13 protein-coding genes, 3 tRNA genes and 1 riboswitch are annotated in these 15,386 nt (G+C 63.7%); of the genes, 9 read left to right on the forward strand and 7 right to left on the reverse strand.

Annotated features, from left to right (window positions below; all coding sequences use genetic code 11):
• Nucleotides 1-5 precede the first annotated feature (5 nt).
• A complete protein-coding gene (gene serS / locus U6115_RS17940; protein WP_043575471.1) occupies nt 6-1,289 on the forward strand; it encodes a serine--tRNA ligase in 1,284 nt (427 codons plus the stop codon).
• A gap of 49 nt (nt 1,290-1,338) precedes the next feature.
• Here serS and U6115_RS17945 read toward each other — a convergent pair whose 3' ends face one another.
• From U6115_RS17945 to phaR, 4 genes are all read right to left on the reverse strand, one after another.
• Complete coding sequence (locus U6115_RS17945; protein WP_043575472.1) at nt 1,339-3,861, reverse strand: EAL domain-containing protein; 2,523 nt, start codon at nt 3,859-3,861, stop codon at nt 1,339-1,341.
• Between the two features lie 141 nt (nt 3,862-4,002).
• On the reverse strand, nt 4,003-5,094 hold the full coding sequence (locus tag U6115_RS17950; protein WP_181243264.1) for an RICIN domain-containing protein: 1,092 nt from the start codon (nt 5,092-5,094) through the stop codon (nt 4,003-4,005).
• A 161-nt stretch (nt 5,095-5,255) separates the two neighbouring features.
• Nucleotides 5,256-6,578 (reverse strand): tetratricopeptide repeat protein, encoded by a 1,323-nt coding sequence (locus U6115_RS17955; protein WP_052258070.1) that lies wholly within the window; start codon nt 6,576-6,578, stop codon nt 5,256-5,258.
• Nucleotides 6,579-6,660: 82 nt separating this feature from the next.
• Nucleotides 6,661-7,221, reverse strand: coding sequence for a polyhydroxyalkanoate synthesis repressor PhaR (gene phaR / locus U6115_RS17960; RefSeq protein ID WP_043575473.1), 561 nt, complete (start codon nt 7,219-7,221; stop codon nt 6,661-6,663).
• Nucleotides 7,222-7,404: 183 nt separating this feature from the next.
• Here phaR and U6115_RS17965 point away from each other — a divergent pair, with 183 nt between their 5' ends.
• Together U6115_RS17965 and U6115_RS17970 are read left to right on the forward strand one after the other, a co-directional pair.
• Nucleotides 7,405-7,959 (forward strand): phasin family protein, encoded by a 555-nt coding sequence (locus U6115_RS17965; RefSeq protein WP_043575474.1) that lies wholly within the window; start codon nt 7,405-7,407, stop codon nt 7,957-7,959.
• A 130-nt stretch (nt 7,960-8,089) separates the two neighbouring features.
• Nucleotides 8,090-9,223, forward strand: coding sequence for a M14 family metallopeptidase (locus U6115_RS17970; RefSeq protein WP_043575475.1), 1,134 nt, complete (start codon nt 8,090-8,092; stop codon nt 9,221-9,223).
• A gap of 60 nt (nt 9,224-9,283) precedes the next feature.
• Here U6115_RS17970 and U6115_RS17975 read toward each other — a convergent pair whose 3' ends face one another.
• The 3 genes from U6115_RS17975 to ygfZ all read right to left on the reverse strand — a co-directional run bounded on the left by U6115_RS17975 (nt 9,284) and on the right by ygfZ (nt 12,594).
• Nucleotides 9,284-11,005: a hypothetical protein gene (locus U6115_RS17975; RefSeq protein ID WP_043575477.1), complete on the reverse strand. Its 1,722-nt coding sequence runs from the start codon at nt 11,003-11,005 to the stop codon at nt 9,284-9,286.
• A 161-nt stretch (nt 11,006-11,166) separates the two neighbouring features.
• The gene (locus U6115_RS17980; protein ID WP_043575478.1) at nt 11,167-11,472 is read right to left on the reverse strand and encodes an H-NS histone family protein; all 306 of its coding nucleotides are present in this window, start codon (nt 11,470-11,472) and stop codon (nt 11,167-11,169) included.
• Between the two features lie 96 nt (nt 11,473-11,568).
• On the reverse strand, nt 11,569-12,594 hold the full coding sequence (gene ygfZ / locus U6115_RS17985; RefSeq protein WP_052258071.1) for a CAF17-like 4Fe-4S cluster assembly/insertion protein YgfZ: 1,026 nt from the start codon (nt 12,592-12,594) through the stop codon (nt 11,569-11,571).
• Between the two features lie 220 nt (nt 12,595-12,814).
• Here ygfZ and U6115_RS17990 point away from each other — a divergent pair.
• The 6 genes from U6115_RS17990 (at nt 12,815) to U6115_RS18015 (ending at nt 15,339) form a co-directional block, all read left to right on the forward strand.
• A tRNA-Asn gene (locus U6115_RS17990) sits at nt 12,815-12,890 on the forward strand.
• 35 nt (nt 12,891-12,925) lie between these two features.
• Nucleotides 12,926-13,001, forward strand: a tRNA-Asn gene (locus U6115_RS17995).
• A gap of 26 nt (nt 13,002-13,027) precedes the next feature.
• Nucleotides 13,028-13,103: transfer RNA gene (locus U6115_RS18000), tRNA-Asn, on the forward strand.
• An 85-nt stretch (nt 13,104-13,188) separates the two neighbouring features.
• The gene (locus U6115_RS18005; RefSeq protein ID WP_043575480.1) at nt 13,189-14,046 is read left to right on the forward strand and encodes a DMT family transporter; all 858 of its coding nucleotides are present in this window, start codon (nt 13,189-13,191) and stop codon (nt 14,044-14,046) included.
• Nucleotides 14,047-14,101: 55 nt separating this feature from the next.
• Nucleotides 14,102-14,563 carry a large conductance mechanosensitive channel protein MscL gene (mscL, locus tag U6115_RS18010; RefSeq protein WP_043575482.1) on the forward strand — a complete coding sequence of 154 codons (462 nt, stop codon included), beginning with the start codon at nt 14,102-14,104 and terminating at the stop codon, nt 14,561-14,563.
• 31 nt (nt 14,564-14,594) lie between these two features.
• Nucleotides 14,595-14,743, forward strand: a riboswitch (yybP-ykoY riboswitch).
• Between the two features lie 29 nt (nt 14,744-14,772).
• On the forward strand, nt 14,773-15,339 hold the full coding sequence (locus tag U6115_RS18015) for a TMEM165/GDT1 family protein (RefSeq protein WP_043575484.1): 567 nt from the start codon (nt 14,773-14,775) through the stop codon (nt 15,337-15,339).
• The last annotated feature ends 47 nt before the right edge of the window (nt 15,340-15,386 follow it).

The raw sequence follows: 15,386 nt of genomic DNA on the forward strand, positions 1-15,386 counted from the left end.
TAACCATGCTCGACATTACTCTGCTTCGCAACGACATCGACGCCGTAGCCGCCCGTCTGGCCGCGCGCGGCTACGCCCTGGACACCGTGGCTTTCAATCAGCTGGAATCCGACCGCAAATCGCTGCAGTCCCGCATGCAGGAGCTGCAGGCCAAGCGCAACGCGTCTTCCAAGCAGATCGGCGCGGCCAAGAGCAAGGGCGAGGATGTCTCCGCGATCATGGCGGAGGTCGCCACCCTGGGCGACGAGCTGAAGGCGGCCGAACAGGCTTTTGAAACCGTGCAGAAGCAACTGGACGGCTGGCTGATGACCATCCCCAACCTGCCGCACGAATCGGTGCCGGCCGGCAAGGACGACAGCCAGAACGTGGAAGTGCGCCGCGTCGGCGTGCCGCGCCAGTACGACTTCGAAGTGAAGGACCACGTCGATGTCGGCGCCCCGCTGGGCCTGGATTTCGACACTGGCGCCAAGCTGTCCGGCGCGCGCTTCACCGTGCTGAAGGGCGACATCGCCCGCCTGCACCGCGCCATCGCCCAGTTCATGCTGAACACCCACACCGGCAGCCACGGCTACGTCGAGCACTACACCCCTTACATCGTCAACGACACCGCGCTCTTGGGCACCGGCCAGCTGCCGAAATTCGCCGACGACATGTTCAAGGTGACTCGCGGCGGCGATGAAAGCGCCGCGCCGCAATACCTGATCTCCACTTCGGAAGTGACGCTGACCAACACCGTCGCCGACACCATCCTGAAGGAAGACGAGCTGCCGCTGAAGATGACCGCGCACTCGCCGTGTTTCCGTTCCGAGGCCGGCAGCTACGGCCGCGACACCCGCGGCATGATCCGCCAGCACCAGTTCGACAAGGTGGAGATGGTGCGCGTGGAGAAGCCGGAACACTCGTACGCCGCGCTGGAAGAAATGGTGGGCCACGCCGAAAACATCCTGAAGGCGCTGGAGCTGCCCTACCGCGTGGTGACGCTGTGCAGCGGCGACATGGGTTTCGGCGCCGCCAAAACCTATGATCTGGAAGTCTGGCTGCCGGCGCAGAACACCTACCGCGAAATCTCCAGCTGCTCGAACATGACCGACTTCCAGGCCCGCCGGATGAAGGCGCGCTACAAGGACGAAAACGGCAAGAACCAGCTGGTGCACACGCTGAACGGCTCCGGCCTGGCGGTGGGCCGCACCCTGGTGGCGGTGCTGGAAAACTACCAGAACGCCGACGGCAGCGTCACCGTGCCGACCGTGCTGCGCCCCTTCATGGGCAAGGACAAGATCGGCAGCTGATTCCCGTCCGCGTCTTGCAAAAACCGGCATCTCGCGATGCCGGTTTTTTTCATTTCTGCAGCAACGCAGGCGCGCGCGGCCGCGCCTGCGCCGCCAGCAAGGCCTCGAACGCCTCGCGCGGCACCGGCTGGCTGAACAGATAGCCCTGCGCGCAGTTGCAGCCCTGCTCCAGCAGGAAACGGCGCTGCGATTCGCGCTCCACGCCCTCCGCGACGATATCCAGGCCCAGGCTGCGGGCGATGGAGACGATGGCGCGGGTGATGGCGGCATCATCGCTGTCGCAGTGCAAATCGGCGATGAAGGAGCGGTCTATCTTCAGGCCACGCACCGGCAGCCGCTTCAGATAGGCCAGCGAGGAATAGCCGGTGCCGAAGTCGTCTATCGACAGATACACCCCCAGCCGCTGCAGCCGGCGCAGCGTCTCCACCATGCCGCCACCCTCCTCCATCGCCACGCTCTCGGTGATTTCCAGCTCCAGCGCCGCGCTGTCCAGCCCGTACTCCGCCAGCACCTGCTCCAGTTGCCGCACGAAATCGCCATGCTTGAGCTGGCGGCCGGACACGTTGACCGCCAGCCGTCCGGCGTCCAGCCCGGCGTCGCGCCAGCGGCGGATGTCGGCGCAGGCGGCGTCCAACACCCAGGCGCCCATCTGCACGATCAGCGCGCTCTCTTCGGCGATGGGAATGAAGCGGTCCGGCGCCACCAGGCCCAGCTCGGGGTGGCGCCAGCGCAGCAGCGCCTCGGCGCCGATGATGCGCCGGCTGTCCAGCGCCACCTTGGGTTGATACCACAACTCCAGCTCGCGCTGCGCCAGCGCGCGGTGCAGGCTGTATTCCAGCTTCAGCCGCTCCAGCGCGCGGGCGTTCATGTCGGCGGTGTAGAACTGGAAACCGTTCTTGCCGCTCTCCTTGGCGCGGTACATCGCGGTATCGGCATGCACCAGCAGGGTGTCGGCCTCGCGGCCGTCGTCCGGGAACATGCTGATGCCCATGCTGGCGGAGACGAACACTTGCTGGCCGGCGGCGCCGGACAATTCGGTGATGGCGTCCAGCAGCGCCTGCGCCCGGCCTGCCACCTGCGCCACGCCGTCAACACCTTCCAGCAGCACGGTGAATTCGTCGCCGGACAGTCTGGCCACGGTTTCCGTCGGCTGCAGCCGCGCCTGCAGCTGGCGCGCGATGCGGATCAGCAACTGGTCGCCGGCGTGGTGGCCCAGGGTATCGTTGACCAGCTTGAAGCGGTCCAGGTCGATGAACAGCAGCGCCAGGCCGCGGCGGTCGGCGGCGGCGCGCGCCACCGCGCCCTGCAGTTTTTCCAGGAACAGCGTGCGGTTGGGCAGGCTGGTCAGCGCGTCGTGGTTGGCCAGAAAGTGCAGCCTTTCCTCCGCCTGCTTGCGTTGGGTGATGTCGGAGAACACCGCCACGTAATGCAGGCATTCGCCGGCGGCGTCCCGTATCGCGGTGATGCTCAGGTGTTCGGTGTACAGCAAGCCGCCTTTGCGCCGGTTCACCACCTCGCCCTGCCAGCGGCCGTCGCGCAGCAGGCTGCGCCACAGCTGCTGGTAGAACTCCGGCGGCTGCTTGCCGGATTTGAGCATCGCCGGCGTCTGCCCCAGCGCTTCTTCGCGGCTATAGCCGGTGATGCGGGAAAAAGCCGGATTCACCGACTGGATCAGGCCGTTGCGGTCGGTGATGACGATGCCCTCCATCGTCGATTCGAACACCTTGTCGGCCAGCAGCAGGCTGTGGCGCGACTGCTGCAGCGCCTCGTCGCGCTGGCGCAGCGCCGCGTTCAGCTCATGCTGGTATTCGTGCTCGATTCCGCGCACGATGTCGTCGAAACCCAGCAGCCGCAACGGCGCGCCATCGTCGCCGAACACCGCCAAGTGGCGGATGTCGTGCTGCTGGATCAGCTGCCGCGCCTGCAGCAGGCTGGCATGGCGCGGCACGCCTATCAAGGGCTGGCGGCAGCCCTCGGCCAGCGTGGCCGGGAACCCGCCCAGCGCCAGCCAGCGCAGCGCGTCGCGCTGGGTGAGGATGCCGAAGCCGCCCTGCGGCAAGGCCACCGCCAGGGCGCTGAGCGCCTGCTCCCGCATCACCCGCAGCGCCTCGGCCGGCGCCTGGCTCCCGGCCAGCACCACCGCCGGCGGCCCCGGCAAGTCGCTGACGCGCTTGACGATGAGGAAGGACTCCACGCCCTGGTTGCGGACGATATCGGTCAGCGTCAGCATGCCCAGCGGCCGGCCATGCTCCAACACCAGCGCGTGGCGCAGCTGGCGGCTGCGGAAGACCGCCACCGCGTCCGGCAGCGGCATGTCGTGCGGCAGCGTGGCCGGCGGCTCGCCCACCGCCCGCGACACCGGCGCGTCGGCGTCCGCTGGCGTCAGCGCCGTCCGCAGCGCGTCGGCCTCGGTCCAGATGCCGTGGATGGCGCCGTCGTCATCGCGAACCAGGATGGAGCTGCAGCCGGCGGCCACCATGCGGGCGGCGGCTTCGCGCAGACTGAACGACGGTGGGCAGCAAAGCAGATCGCAGGAAGCGATTCCGGCTATCGTCTGTGGCGGATGGGACATGGCGTTGAAATGGCTTCGTCATAAACGGTGGCGGCCATTATACCCGCAACCATGCCAATGAAAGGGTTGCCAGGTCAAAGTCCATGCAGAATGAAAAACGGCGCGCCCATCGCGCGCCGTTTCGCTCAGGCCCGCCGCGGTCTAATGCGCGGCAGCCGCCGGCAGCGACCACTGCTGTCCCGGGCCGCCGCATTGCAGCAGGCTGACCGGCTGCCCCGGTCGATTGGCGCTCAGGCACAAGCCGGAGCGCAGGCTGCGGACATGGCCGGCCGCCAGCGCCCAGCGCGACTTGCCGCTGCAGCTGCGCACCTCCACCCCGCTGCCGGTTTCTTCCAAGCAATAATTGTTTTGCAGCTGCAGCGACTGGTCGGCCGCATGCACCCAGGACTGGTTGGCGCCGCCGTTGCAGGCGTAGGTGATCGCCGCGACGCCGTCGCCCAGGCCGCCCTTGGCGTCCAGGCACTGGCCGGCGTTGGCGATGGGCGCGCGCGCGCTGTTGCCGATGCCGTTTTCCTGCTCGCTGGATTGGCTGTAGACCGTGACTTTGGAATACGCCGGGCAGGCATCGCTGACCGAGCTGCCGCTGATGGCGGCCGTCATCGTCTTGCCACCCGCGCTGCCGACCGGCGCGGCGAAGGCGGCCAGGCTGTAGGGCTGGCCCAGGCAGGTGGAGCGGCTGTTGTTCCACTCGAAATACTCGGTCCAGTTCACCATATTGCGCGGCGAGATCTTGCTGGCGGCGGTCTTGATGCTGCCTAGCTTGAACGAGCTGCCGTCGGCCTGATCGGTAACGGTCACGCCCAGCCAGCCGCCCGGTTCGTAAGCGACGCGGAAGCGGTAGCTATGGCCTTGCTTCCAGTCCACATGGATGCGGCAACTGCGGCCGGTGCCTTCGCCGGAGAAGGTGGTGCAGTAGCTGCCGGCGCTGCCTGGCTTGGCGTCGGTGGTGTCCCAGGCGGAAAACAGGAAGGTGCGCGCCCCGCCGCCATTGCTTTGCATGCCGGTGTAGGCGCCGGAAGTGCCGACCAGGTCGAACTGGTTGGCCCAGTACACATTGGCGGAATAGCCCGGATCGCGCTTGACGGTGATGGTGAAGTCCACCGCGTCCAGCCCGGCCGACGCGGCCGCCGGGAAGCGGTAGTGGGTGTAAGTGCCGGGCGTCTTGCCCAGCGCATGGGCCAGCGGCGAGAGGGAGAGCAGCAACAGCAGGGGCAGCGTGGTCTTGGCGCGCATCGCGGTCATCCTTGGCATCGATTGACGGAAGGCCTGCGCTGGCGATGGCGGCTGCCTGCGCATGGCGGCGGCTATATCAATAACCAAACTCTGGCGGCGCTTCAATCACAATTAATTACAAATAGCCGCCGCATATATTTGTATTTTTTAAAACTACAACCCTAGGCGCCCGGCTCGCCCACGCTGTCCACGCGTTGCGCGCAAATGAATTCGCCGGCCACCGGACAACCGCCCTCGTCGCGCACCGGCAGCCGCTCCCGCGCCAGCACCCGCCAGCCGTCCGCCAGCAGACGCTCCAGATAGCGGGCGTGATGGCGGTAGCGGCCGCTGTGATGCAGCCGGTAATCGGCGTCGTCGCCATCGTCCAGCCTTTCGGTGCAGAACAGCAGCAGCCCGCCCGGCGCCTGCCGTCGGCGCAGCAGGCCAAACAGCGGCGCCAGCTCGCCGAGGTAAGTCAGGGTGTCCATGCAGGCGATCAGCTGATAACGGCAGTCGCCGCCGTCACGCAGAAAGTCCAATAAGTCAGCCTGCGACAGCGCGTCGTACAGCGCCTTGCCGCGCGCCTGCGCCAGCATGCCGGCGCTCAGGTCGACGCCATCCAGCCGGCTGGCGTAAGGCCGCAGCGCCGCGCCGGCTAGGCCGGTGCCGCAGCCCAGGTCCAGCGCGGACAGCGAGCGCGGCGCGATGCCCTGGCCTGCCAGGCAATCGGCCAGCCATTGCGGCCCGCGGTAGCGCAGCCGCGCCAGCGCCGCTTCGAAATCGGCCGCAGCGGCGTCGAAAGCCCGGCCCACATAGGCGCCGTCGCAGACCAGGGGCGGCTCGCCCTTGCCGAAAGCGGCCAGCATGTGCAGCGCCACCGGATGGCCGGGCTGCTGCCGCAGCCAGCTCTCCGCCAGCGCCTGCGCCTCGTCGCGCCGGCCCAGTTCGCACAGCGCCTGTCCCACCGCGATCGGCGCCATCTTGCCCGGCGGCTCGGCCAGCACGCCTTCGGCATTGCTGCGCCTGGCCTCGTCGAAGCGGCCCTGCCGCAGCAGCAGCGCGGTCAACAGGTGATGCGCGTCCGGGCTGCCTGGTTCCAGCGCGATGGCGCGCCGGCAGGCGTGTTCGGCCTCTGCGTCGTCCCCTGCCTCGTCCAGCAGCGCCGCCAGATTCGTCCAATAAGCGTAACGGCCGCCATCCCCGGCCACCGCCGCCCTCAACGCCGCGATGGCCTCGTCGCGGCGTCCCAGCCGGGCGCAGGCCAGCCCCAGGTTGAAATGCCACTCGGCATGGCCGCCATCCATTGCCACCGCCTGCGCCAGCTCCCGCCGCGCCTCTTCCAGGCGGCCTTGCTGCAGCAATAGAAAACCCAGCCAATGCCGCGCAGCGACGCCGATCGCCGCATCCGCCAGCAAGGCGCGGTAATCCGCCTCGGCGCCAGCGGTTTCGCCGGCCAGATGCCGGCGCTGGGCCTGCCGCAAGCGCTGTCCGCCTTCCTGGCTCATCGTTGCTCCGTCGTCAAACGACAAAGCCGGAGACGCATCCGCCTCCGGCCGGTATCGGTGCCGCGCGCCGCCAAGCTGCGGCTCAGGGCTTGTCCTTGGGCTCCACGCCCGGGTAGCCGGGGAAACCGAAGCCGCCGAACAGCTGCTTGGTCTGCTCCTGCATGCGGTTCTGCATTTCCAGGAACATGCCGGTGCTCTGCTCCATGTAGTTAGCCATCATGTTCTGGATGGCCGGCCCCTGCAGATTCATGAACTCGCTCCACAGCGTGGTGTTGAGCATGGCGTTGTCGCCATACATCGCGCGCGTCTGTTCCTGCATTTTTTGCTGCAGTTGCGAGAAAAGCTGCAGGTTTTTCTCCAGGAAAGGCCCCATCATGCCCTGCATCGCCTGGCCGTAATAACGGATGAACTGGGTCAGCACTTCGTAGCTGAACATCGGCATGCCGCCGTTTTCCTCTTCCAGAATGATCTGCAGCAGCACGCCGCGGGTGATGTCCTCCTGGGTCTTGGCGTCCTGCACCTGGATGTCGACATTGTCCAATACCAGCTGCTTTACGTCTCCCAGCGTAATGTAGGAACTGGTGGCGGTATCGTACAGACGGCGGTTCGGGTACTTCTTGATGACCCGTTTCTCAACACTCATTTAACGCTCCTGGTTATTGTCGTGGCGTTGTGCGCTGGCAATCTAACATAAATACAACAGACTAGAGTAAATCTTCTACCACCTCCAGACGCGGCGTGCTACATTTCCACGTCATTGTGCGGCGCACAATCATCTTTACGGAAATCGTTGGCCCCATTTTCCACGCAATGGAGGTTTTACACCATGTCCTACAACAATGAACAGCTGAACAAACTTTCCCTCGCTGGCTTCGAATCCACGCTGCGCTTCGCGCAAATCGCGCTGGACAGCGCCGAGCGCCTGGTCAAACTGCAGCTGGACGCGTCCAAGCAATCGCTGGAAGACAACACCAAGGCCGCCAAGCAGCTGACCGAGCTGAAGGATCCGCAAGAAGCGGTCAATCACCTGAACAAACTGGCCACCCAATCCATCGACAAGGCGGTCAGCCATTCCCGCAATCTGTACGAAGTGGTTTCCGGCGCGCAAAGCGAGCTGAGCAAGCTGGTTGAGGAAAGCGTCGGCCATTTCAACAAATCGCTGATCAGCTCGATCGAATCGGTGGCCAAGAACGCCCCGGCCGGCTCCGACGCCACGCTGAACGCGGTGAAAACCTCGTTCGCCGCCGCCGCCGCCGCCGTCAACACCTTCAGCAAGGCCGCCCAGCAAGTTGCAGAATTCACCGACAGCAGCGTCAAGGCCGCCACCAGCGCCACCGCCGACGCGGTGAAGAACTCGGCCAAGCGCGGCGCCACCGTTTAAGCGCCCGCCGCCGCCATCCAGGCCCCGCCACGCACCGGTGGGGCTTTTCCTTTATTAAAGGATGCGCAGCCCCCGCGACAGGTTTACAATCCGGGTTCTAGAGATTCAGCAAGCACTACGGGTTCCACGCATGAAAATCAGCAGCAACTTCGACGCCGGCAGCATCGAAATCGTCTCCGCCGACACCGCCGAGGACATCCAACTGCGCATCCGCCGCGACAACGCCGCGGAATTCGCGCAATGGTTCTACTTCCGCGCTCAGGGCGCTGCCTACCAGCACTGCAACTTCCGCTTCCTCAATGCCGGGGAGTGCGCGTACCCGCAAGGCTGGGTCGATTACCAGGCGATGGCCTCCTACGACCGCATCAACTGGTTCCGGGTGCCCACCCGCTACGAAGACGGCGTGATGACGATAGAGCATGTCCCGCTATCGGGCAGCATCTACTACGCCTACTTCGAACCCTACTCCTACGAGCAGCACCTGAACCTGATCGGCCAGGCGCAGGGCTCCGGCCTGTGCCAGGTCTCCGACCTAGGCTCCACCGTGCAGGGACGCGACATCAACCTGCTGACCATAGGCCACGAAGTCGAATCCGATCTGAAGATCTGGATCACCGCGCGCCAGCATCCGGGCGAAACCATGGCGGAATGGCTGGTCGAAGGCCTGCTGAACCGCCTGCTGGACCCGCAAGACCCGACCAGCCGCGCGCTGCTGGATCGCGCCACCTTCTACGTGGTGCCGAACATGAACCCCGATGGCTCGGTGCTGGGCAATCTGCGCACCAACGCCGCCGGCGCCAACCTCAACCGCGAATGGTCGGAACCCAGCCTGGAGCGCAGCCCGGAAGTGCTGCTGGTGCGGGAAAAGATGCTGGAAACCGGCGTCGACCTGTTCCTGGACATCCACGGCGACGAAAACCTCCCCTACGTTTTCCTGGCCGGCACCGAAGGCGTGCCGTCCTGGAGCGAAAAGCTGGAGGCGCTGGCCGACAACTTCCGCCACCACCTGCTGCTGGCCAGCCCGGATTACCAGACCGAACACGGCTACCCGCGCAACGAGGCCGGCAAAGCCAATATGGGCATCGCCACCAACTGGGTGTGCGAACAGTTCGGCTGCCTGGCTTTCACGCTGGAAATGCCGTTCAAGGACAACAACAACCTGCCGGACGACGACTTCGGCTGGAACGGCCAGCGCAGCCTGCGCCTGGGCGAAGCCCTGCTGTCGCCGATCTACGCGGTTCTGAACGATCTGACCGGCGAATAAGCAACGCCAGCCAACAAAAAGCCGACCCCGGGGTCGGCTTTTTTCATGCCGGCGGCGGCCTCACAGCACCACCGGCAACTTGTCCAGCGTCTTCACCAGCTCCACCTCCACCATGCACCAGTCACTGCCTTTTTCCAGCACCTTGCCGAGCGCGATCTGGAAATGCTTGCCGCGCGCGCTCATGTAGAACTGCTTGCCAAGCATGTACAGCGACAAGGGCAGGATCAGCGCGTTCACCAGCTTGCCGCTGCGGCGGTAAGGCATGAACAGGCTGATATGGCCGGCCAGCCACACCTGGTCGGGCGGCAGAGTGGGGTCGATCAATCTGGCGTCGGTCGGCCGCAGCGATGCCGCCAGCGGCCGGGTGCTCAGCGTTTCTATGCCCAGGTAGATGCGCTCGCGGCTGGTGCGCTTGACGCGCCGGATGATGCCGAGATTCCAGGACTCGCCATCCGCCTCGTGAAAACCTATCAGGCTGCCCAGGCTCACCCATTCGTTGCCCATCACATCCAGCGATACCCCCAAGCCGGTCTGGCTGATATTTTCCAGCGCCCACTTCTGGAATTCCTGCGGCGTGCCGGCCTCGGCGGTCTCTCCGGCCATCGACAGCGAGCCGGCCGGCAGCGGCGACAGCGATTTGTCGCGCTTGCGGCTGGTGACGAAGCCGTAAATGCGGATATTGGCCGCATCGTCGTAGCTGTCGCTGTCGACGCCGCGATGCTGCTGCATCGACTCTTCGTCCGGCTTGCGGATCAGCTTGTGCAATATGGTCAGCCGGTGCGCGACCTCGACATGGCGGTTGCTGACCGCCACCCGCTCCGCCCGCTCGAACACCACCGGCTTGGCCGCCCATTCCCGCGTCAGCACCCGCAGCAGCCCGGCGTCTATGCCCGGCTCCACCAGGCGCTTCAACTCCGGCGGAATGCGCCCGCCCTCCATTACGATCGCCCAGCCGTGCAGGATCTCCACCATATCCGCGGTATTCCAATAGCGGGTCTGCTCCCCTCCCCCCGCGCTCCGCGCCCTCGCGGCGGGTTTGGGATCGGTCAAGGTGACAGAGAAGCTGGCCTCGGCAAAATAGGCCTTGGTCATCGTCATCCGGTTGCTGAGCAGCGACAGCAACTCATAAGAGAAGTTGATTTGCCGGACGCTGAGGTTGCCGGTGCACAGCACCGACAACATTTGCAACGCCAGGTATAGGTCCTGGACGGTAGTGGCGGCGGATTTCTCGCCGAACAGGAATACCGGCTGGGAGTCGAAACCGCGCTGCTCGGCAAAACGATAAAGCTGATTGGCATTCATCCAGAAAACTTCGTCCGGCTGAAAGTTGCGAATATATTGCCATCTGGCATATTCGGTGAGGTAATGCAGCATGCGAGCCAGCACCAACGGCAGATGGCTGCGTATTTTCAGTCCATTGGGATTATCTGCTGAGGCCGGCAATGCATATTGATAAAAATCGGTAAACTGCTTGCCATAATTAAGGATCTGCCCGCGCAACTGGCTTTCCAGCACCTTGGGCATCCGGGTGTTCATCAGGTATTGGACGCACAAGGTATCATGCAGCGCCTGCGTCTCCAGATTCAGGGTCAGCACTGCCTCCAGCAGGTCGGCGGAAAGTTCCAGCGAAGGCGAATTCAGGCCGCCCAGCAGTTCGGCCACCTTATCGTGCGCGGACGCGCCAAACTCCATGCGCAAAGCATCGACATAAGCCTTGGCCGCCGCCGCATTGGCCAAGGGATCCGGCTTGCCCTTGGACCCCCTTGAAAAGAAATCCAGCATGCGCTTGTCCAGTCTCGTTCAAAACCCGGTGCCGCGTCGCAGCACTGCCCTGAGCAATGCTACAAGTATTTATAGCAAGCGTAAAACGCTATCGCAGGCCGCTTGGCGCACCCGAAAAAAAAGCGCCATGGCGGCGCTTTTTGTAATGCGAATGACTAAGTTCAGATAGCCAGTTGTTCCAGCGACTTGCCGCTGTCGATCCAGGCTTGAACCCATGCCGGCTTGCGGCCGCGGCCGGTCCAGGTCAACTCGTTGTTGGACGGGTGACGATACTTGGCCTCCACCGGCTTGCGCACGGCGACGGTCTTGCTCAATACGTCTTCAACGCTCAAACCGTAAGCGCGGGCCAGTTCGATAATCTGCTTCTTGGCTTTGGATTTTTCTTCAACTTCACGGCGCTTGATTTCGTTTTCAACGTCAGCTTTCAGCGTGACCAGTTCGGTGAATTCCAGCTTGGACAGATCCATAACATGTTCCTTGATTATTGGTTTACCGATTACAGGATGTAATGTAGCCAATGCAATTGGGACAAGTCAAGAATTAAAAAGAAAACGCATTACCCCTTATTCTGTTACGGATTCCAGCGCATATGGCAATTCCAAAGCCGTCAGCGCAATAGTTCCCGCTTCATCGCCGAATATTCCAGACGACCAGGTCTGCGATTGCACCACTGCCAGGCCGCGATAACGGTCTTCAGCCACCTGGCACGACGCAGCCAGCATGCCAATACTCTGATCCGGCAATTGCGGGCTATATAGCTTGGAGCCGACAGCCAGCGCTTGCGAGAACTCCACCAAGAACATCCTGCGCTTCATCTTGCCCAGATACTGGCTGCGCGCGACGATTTCCTGGCCCGGATAGCATCCCTTCTTGAAATTTACCGCGCCGATCAATTCCATATTGGCCATTTGGGGAACAAACTGTTCCTGAGTGGCTTGCGACACCCAGGCAATGCCTGCATTGATATCGCGCAGCGCCCAGATCTCAGGCGCAAGCGGGCGCAGCTCGGCTGCGGCAATATCCTGCCGCAGCGACGCATTTTCGCCCAACGCCAACATAAAGCCCCCCTCCGGCAGGGCCAGCAGCACCGCGCCATCGGCGCTCAGTGTTTGCAAGCTCTCCAATCCAGCCACGCCCGGGAAATATTTGCGCAAAGTTTCAACCGCCTGCGGCCCCGACATTCCCAGCAAAGACCATTCGTCCGCCAGCGATATCTTCACCTTGGAGCGCAGCACGAACATGGTCAGGCGTTTGACTATCGCAGCCGCAATATCCGCCGCCACCATCAGATAATAGGCGCCTTGATGCTGCCAAATCATAAAACTCGCCAGCATGCGGCCTTTCGCGCTGGAGTAAGTGCTGTACTGCGCCCGGCCTTCTACCAGCTCGCGAATATCGCTGGACAATTGGCTTTGCAAAAAGGCAGCGGCGTCTTCGCCTTCCGCTTTTATCACGGCGAAATTCGCCAACGGCGCCAACACCGACTGCCGCAGCAAAGCCTCGACCTGGCTCAATCGCTCGCCAAGCGGCAACTCGCCGTCGCTCGCCAGGCCCTTCTGTCCCAGCCATTCATTCCAGAACGCGTCCATGCTTCCCATCCTTTGAATCGTTATTTCCATCCGCGATCTTAACGCCAAGCGATGCGCCGTCGCCAGCAGCGCAAACCATGCCAATGCCGGGGAGCGGAAAATTTCATTCCATAACAAGAGCCTACCCGCTCCCCACCCAAAACCCCAAAGAAAATCGCCCCTGTCGCCGCGAAAACCGTTGACACGCCTGACTGCCGCGTATATAGTTCGCCCTCTCAATTCCCTGATAGCTCAGTCGGTAGAGCGACGGACTGTTAATCCGCAGGTCGCAGGTTCGAGCCCTGCTCGGGGAGCCAACCCATCCTAAGGTTGGACAATTTGAGACGCGTGTTCCCTGATAGCTCAGTCGGTAGAGCGACGGACTGTTAATCCGCAGGTCGCAGGTTCGAGCCCTGCTCGGGGAGCCACACGCCGCCCGATTTCAAAGTTTTGTTCCCTGATAGCTCAGTCGGTAGAGCGACGGACTGTTAATCCGCAGGTCGCAGGTTCGAGCCCTGCTCGGGGAGCCAGATTGCACGAGAAGCCGCAGCCTACGCTGCGGCTTTTTCGTTTGGCGTTTCCCACTTACAATCAATCTCCATCCTTGGAGACGCCATGCCCAGCAAACCCACCCTGCTCGCCGCCGGAGCCATCGCGCTCTGGGCCTCGCTCGCCACCCTGGGCGCGCTGACCCGCTCGTTGCCGCCCTTCTTCGTGGTCGGCGTCAGCCTGACCGTAGGCAGCCTACTGGCGCTGCCCCGCATCCGCGAGTGGCGCGTGCCGATCCCCACCCTGCTGGTCGGCGTCTACGGCCTGTTCGGCTACCACTTCCTGCTGTTCTTCGCCTTCCGCATGGCCCCCGCGCTGGAGGCCAACCTGCTCAATTACCTGTGGCCGCTGCTGATCGTGATGCTGACGCCGCTGTTCCGCCCCGGCTCGCGCCTGGGCGCCCGCCACCTGATCGGCGGCGCGCTGGGCTTCGCCGGCGCGGCGCTCATCGTCAGCGGCGGCTCTCTGAGCTTGTCCCAACAATACTTACCCGGCTACCTGCTGGCCATGGCCGCCGCGATCGTATGGTCGACCTTCAGCCTGGCGCTGGGCAGGCTCCCCGACTTTCCCGGCAGCGCCGTCGGCGGCTTCTGCCTGATTTCCGGCCTATTGTCGCTGCTGTGCCATGCGCTGTTCGAGCCCGCGGCCCAGCCCAGCGCCCTGCAATGGGCCACCTTGCTGCTGCTGGGACTAGGCCCGATGGGCGGCGCCTTTTTCCTGTGGGAGCGCGCGCTGAAGCATGGCGACCCGCGCCAGATCGGCTCGCTTTCCTACGTCACGCCATTGCTGTCCACCCTGTTGCTGGCCGTCAGCGGCCAGGGCCAGTTGAACCCGCTGGCGCTGCTGGCCATCCTGCTGATCCTGGGAGGCGCGCTGCTAGGCACGTTGTCCGACAACCGCAAGCCTGCCGATCAAGCGGCCTGAGTTTTCACAAAACAACAAAACAGTTAAAATTATTTAAATCAAAAAAGGAGGTTGCATGTCCGTTCTGAAAGAATTCAAGGAATTCGCCGTCAAAGGCAATGTCATCGACCTGGCGGTCGGCGTGGTCATCGGCGGCGCTTTCGGCTCCATCGTCAAATCGCTGGTCGACGACATCATCATGCCGCCGATCGGCTTGCTGATCGGCAATGTCGATTTTTCCAACCTGTTCTTCGTGCTGAAAGACGGCGCCAAGCAAGCCGGCCCCTATGTATCGGTTGCCGCCGCCAAGCAGGCCGGCGCCACCACGCTGAACCTGGGACTGTTCATCAACGCGCTGGTCAGCTTCACCATCGTCGCCTTCGCCATCTTCATGCTGGTCAAGGCCATCAACCGCCTCAAGCGCGAGGAAGCCGCTCCGGCGCCCGCTGCGCCCGCCACCAAGGAATGCCGCTACTGCCTATCGTCCATCCCGGACAAGGCCACCCGCTGTCCTTGCTGCACCTCTCAGCTCGACTAAGCTTGCCGACGCCGGGCAATTCCCCTACAATCCGGCTCGTTCTGGGGGAGTAGCCTCGGCGCGCGACAGCGCCGGCAAGCGTCAACATGCTTGGCTTCGGCCATGGCGCTTGCGACGAGCTTCCGTTTGGCAAGACCCATGACATGCTTGCGTATCGCGGGGCCGCGGCGCAGGTTTGTCATGGCGCACGCGCGGCCCCTGGAGTTCCCATGGAAGCATTCCTGATTTCCACCGGCGTGGTGGCCTTGGCCGAAATCGGCGACAAGACCCAGTTGCTGGCCCTGCTGCTCGCGTCCCGCTTCAAGAAACCCATCCCCATCATTCTCGGCATTTTCGTCTCCACGCTGGTGAACCACTTCGCCGCGGCAGCCGTCGGCCAATGGCTGATGACCAAGATCGGCCCCGACTTCATGCGCTGGGGCCTGGGCATCTCTTTCGTGATGATGGCGGTCTGGATGCTGATCCCGGACAAACTGGATGAAGACGGCGGCCTGCGCGAACGCTTCGGCGTATTCGGCACCACGGTCATCGCCTTTTTCCTGGCCGAAATGGGCGACAAGACCCAGATCGCCACCGTCGCGCTGGCCGCCCGCTTCCACGAGCTGCCGATGGTGGTGGCCGGCACCACGCTGGGCATGATGATAGCCAACGTGCCCGCCGTGCTGCTGGGCGAAGTGGCCGCCAAGAAGCTGCCGCAAAAACTGATGCACGGCATCGCCGCGGTATTGTTCGTGGTGCTGGGCGTCATCACGCTGATGTCGCCGCTGACTCTCTAAGCGACCCAAAAAAAGGGAGGCTTCCGCCTCCCCGCCTCATCACCCTC

Source organism: Chromobacterium subtsugae, assembly GCF_035919665.1.
GTDB lineage: Bacteria > Pseudomonadota > Gammaproteobacteria > Burkholderiales > Chromobacteriaceae > Chromobacterium > Chromobacterium subtsugae.

What these genes read in the sequence shown, in the direction of transcription:
- serS (WP_043575471.1), top strand. Translation starts at nt 6, where the DNA reads ATGCTCGACATTACTCTGCTTCGCAACGACATCGACGCCGTAGCCGCC.
- U6115_RS17945 (WP_043575472.1), bottom strand. Translation starts at nt 3,861, where the DNA reads ATGTCCCATCCGCCACAGACGATAGCCGGAATCGCTTCCTGCGATCTG.
- U6115_RS17950 (WP_181243264.1), bottom strand. Translation starts at nt 5,094, where the DNA reads ATGCGCGCCAAGACCACGCTGCCCCTGCTGTTGCTGCTCTCCCTCTCG.
- U6115_RS17955 (WP_052258070.1), bottom strand. Translation starts at nt 6,578, where the DNA reads ATGAGCCAGGAAGGCGGACAGCGCTTGCGGCAGGCCCAGCGCCGGCAT.
- phaR (WP_043575473.1), bottom strand. Translation starts at nt 7,221, where the DNA reads ATGAGTGTTGAGAAACGGGTCATCAAGAAGTACCCGAACCGCCGTCTG.
- U6115_RS17965 (WP_043575474.1), top strand. Translation starts at nt 7,405, where the DNA reads ATGTCCTACAACAATGAACAGCTGAACAAACTTTCCCTCGCTGGCTTC.
- U6115_RS17970 (WP_043575475.1), top strand. Translation starts at nt 8,090, where the DNA reads ATGAAAATCAGCAGCAACTTCGACGCCGGCAGCATCGAAATCGTCTCC.
- U6115_RS17975 (WP_043575477.1), bottom strand. Translation starts at nt 11,005, where the DNA reads ATGCTGGATTTCTTTTCAAGGGGGTCCAAGGGCAAGCCGGATCCCTTG.
- U6115_RS17980 (WP_043575478.1), bottom strand. Translation starts at nt 11,472, where the DNA reads ATGGATCTGTCCAAGCTGGAATTCACCGAACTGGTCACGCTGAAAGCT.
- ygfZ (WP_052258071.1), bottom strand. Translation starts at nt 12,594, where the DNA reads ATGGACGCGTTCTGGAATGAATGGCTGGGACAGAAGGGCCTGGCGAGC.
- U6115_RS18005 (WP_043575480.1), top strand. Translation starts at nt 13,189, where the DNA reads ATGCCCAGCAAACCCACCCTGCTCGCCGCCGGAGCCATCGCGCTCTGG.
- mscL (WP_043575482.1), top strand. Translation starts at nt 14,102, where the DNA reads ATGTCCGTTCTGAAAGAATTCAAGGAATTCGCCGTCAAAGGCAATGTC.
- U6115_RS18015 (WP_043575484.1), top strand. Translation starts at nt 14,773, where the DNA reads ATGGAAGCATTCCTGATTTCCACCGGCGTGGTGGCCTTGGCCGAAATC.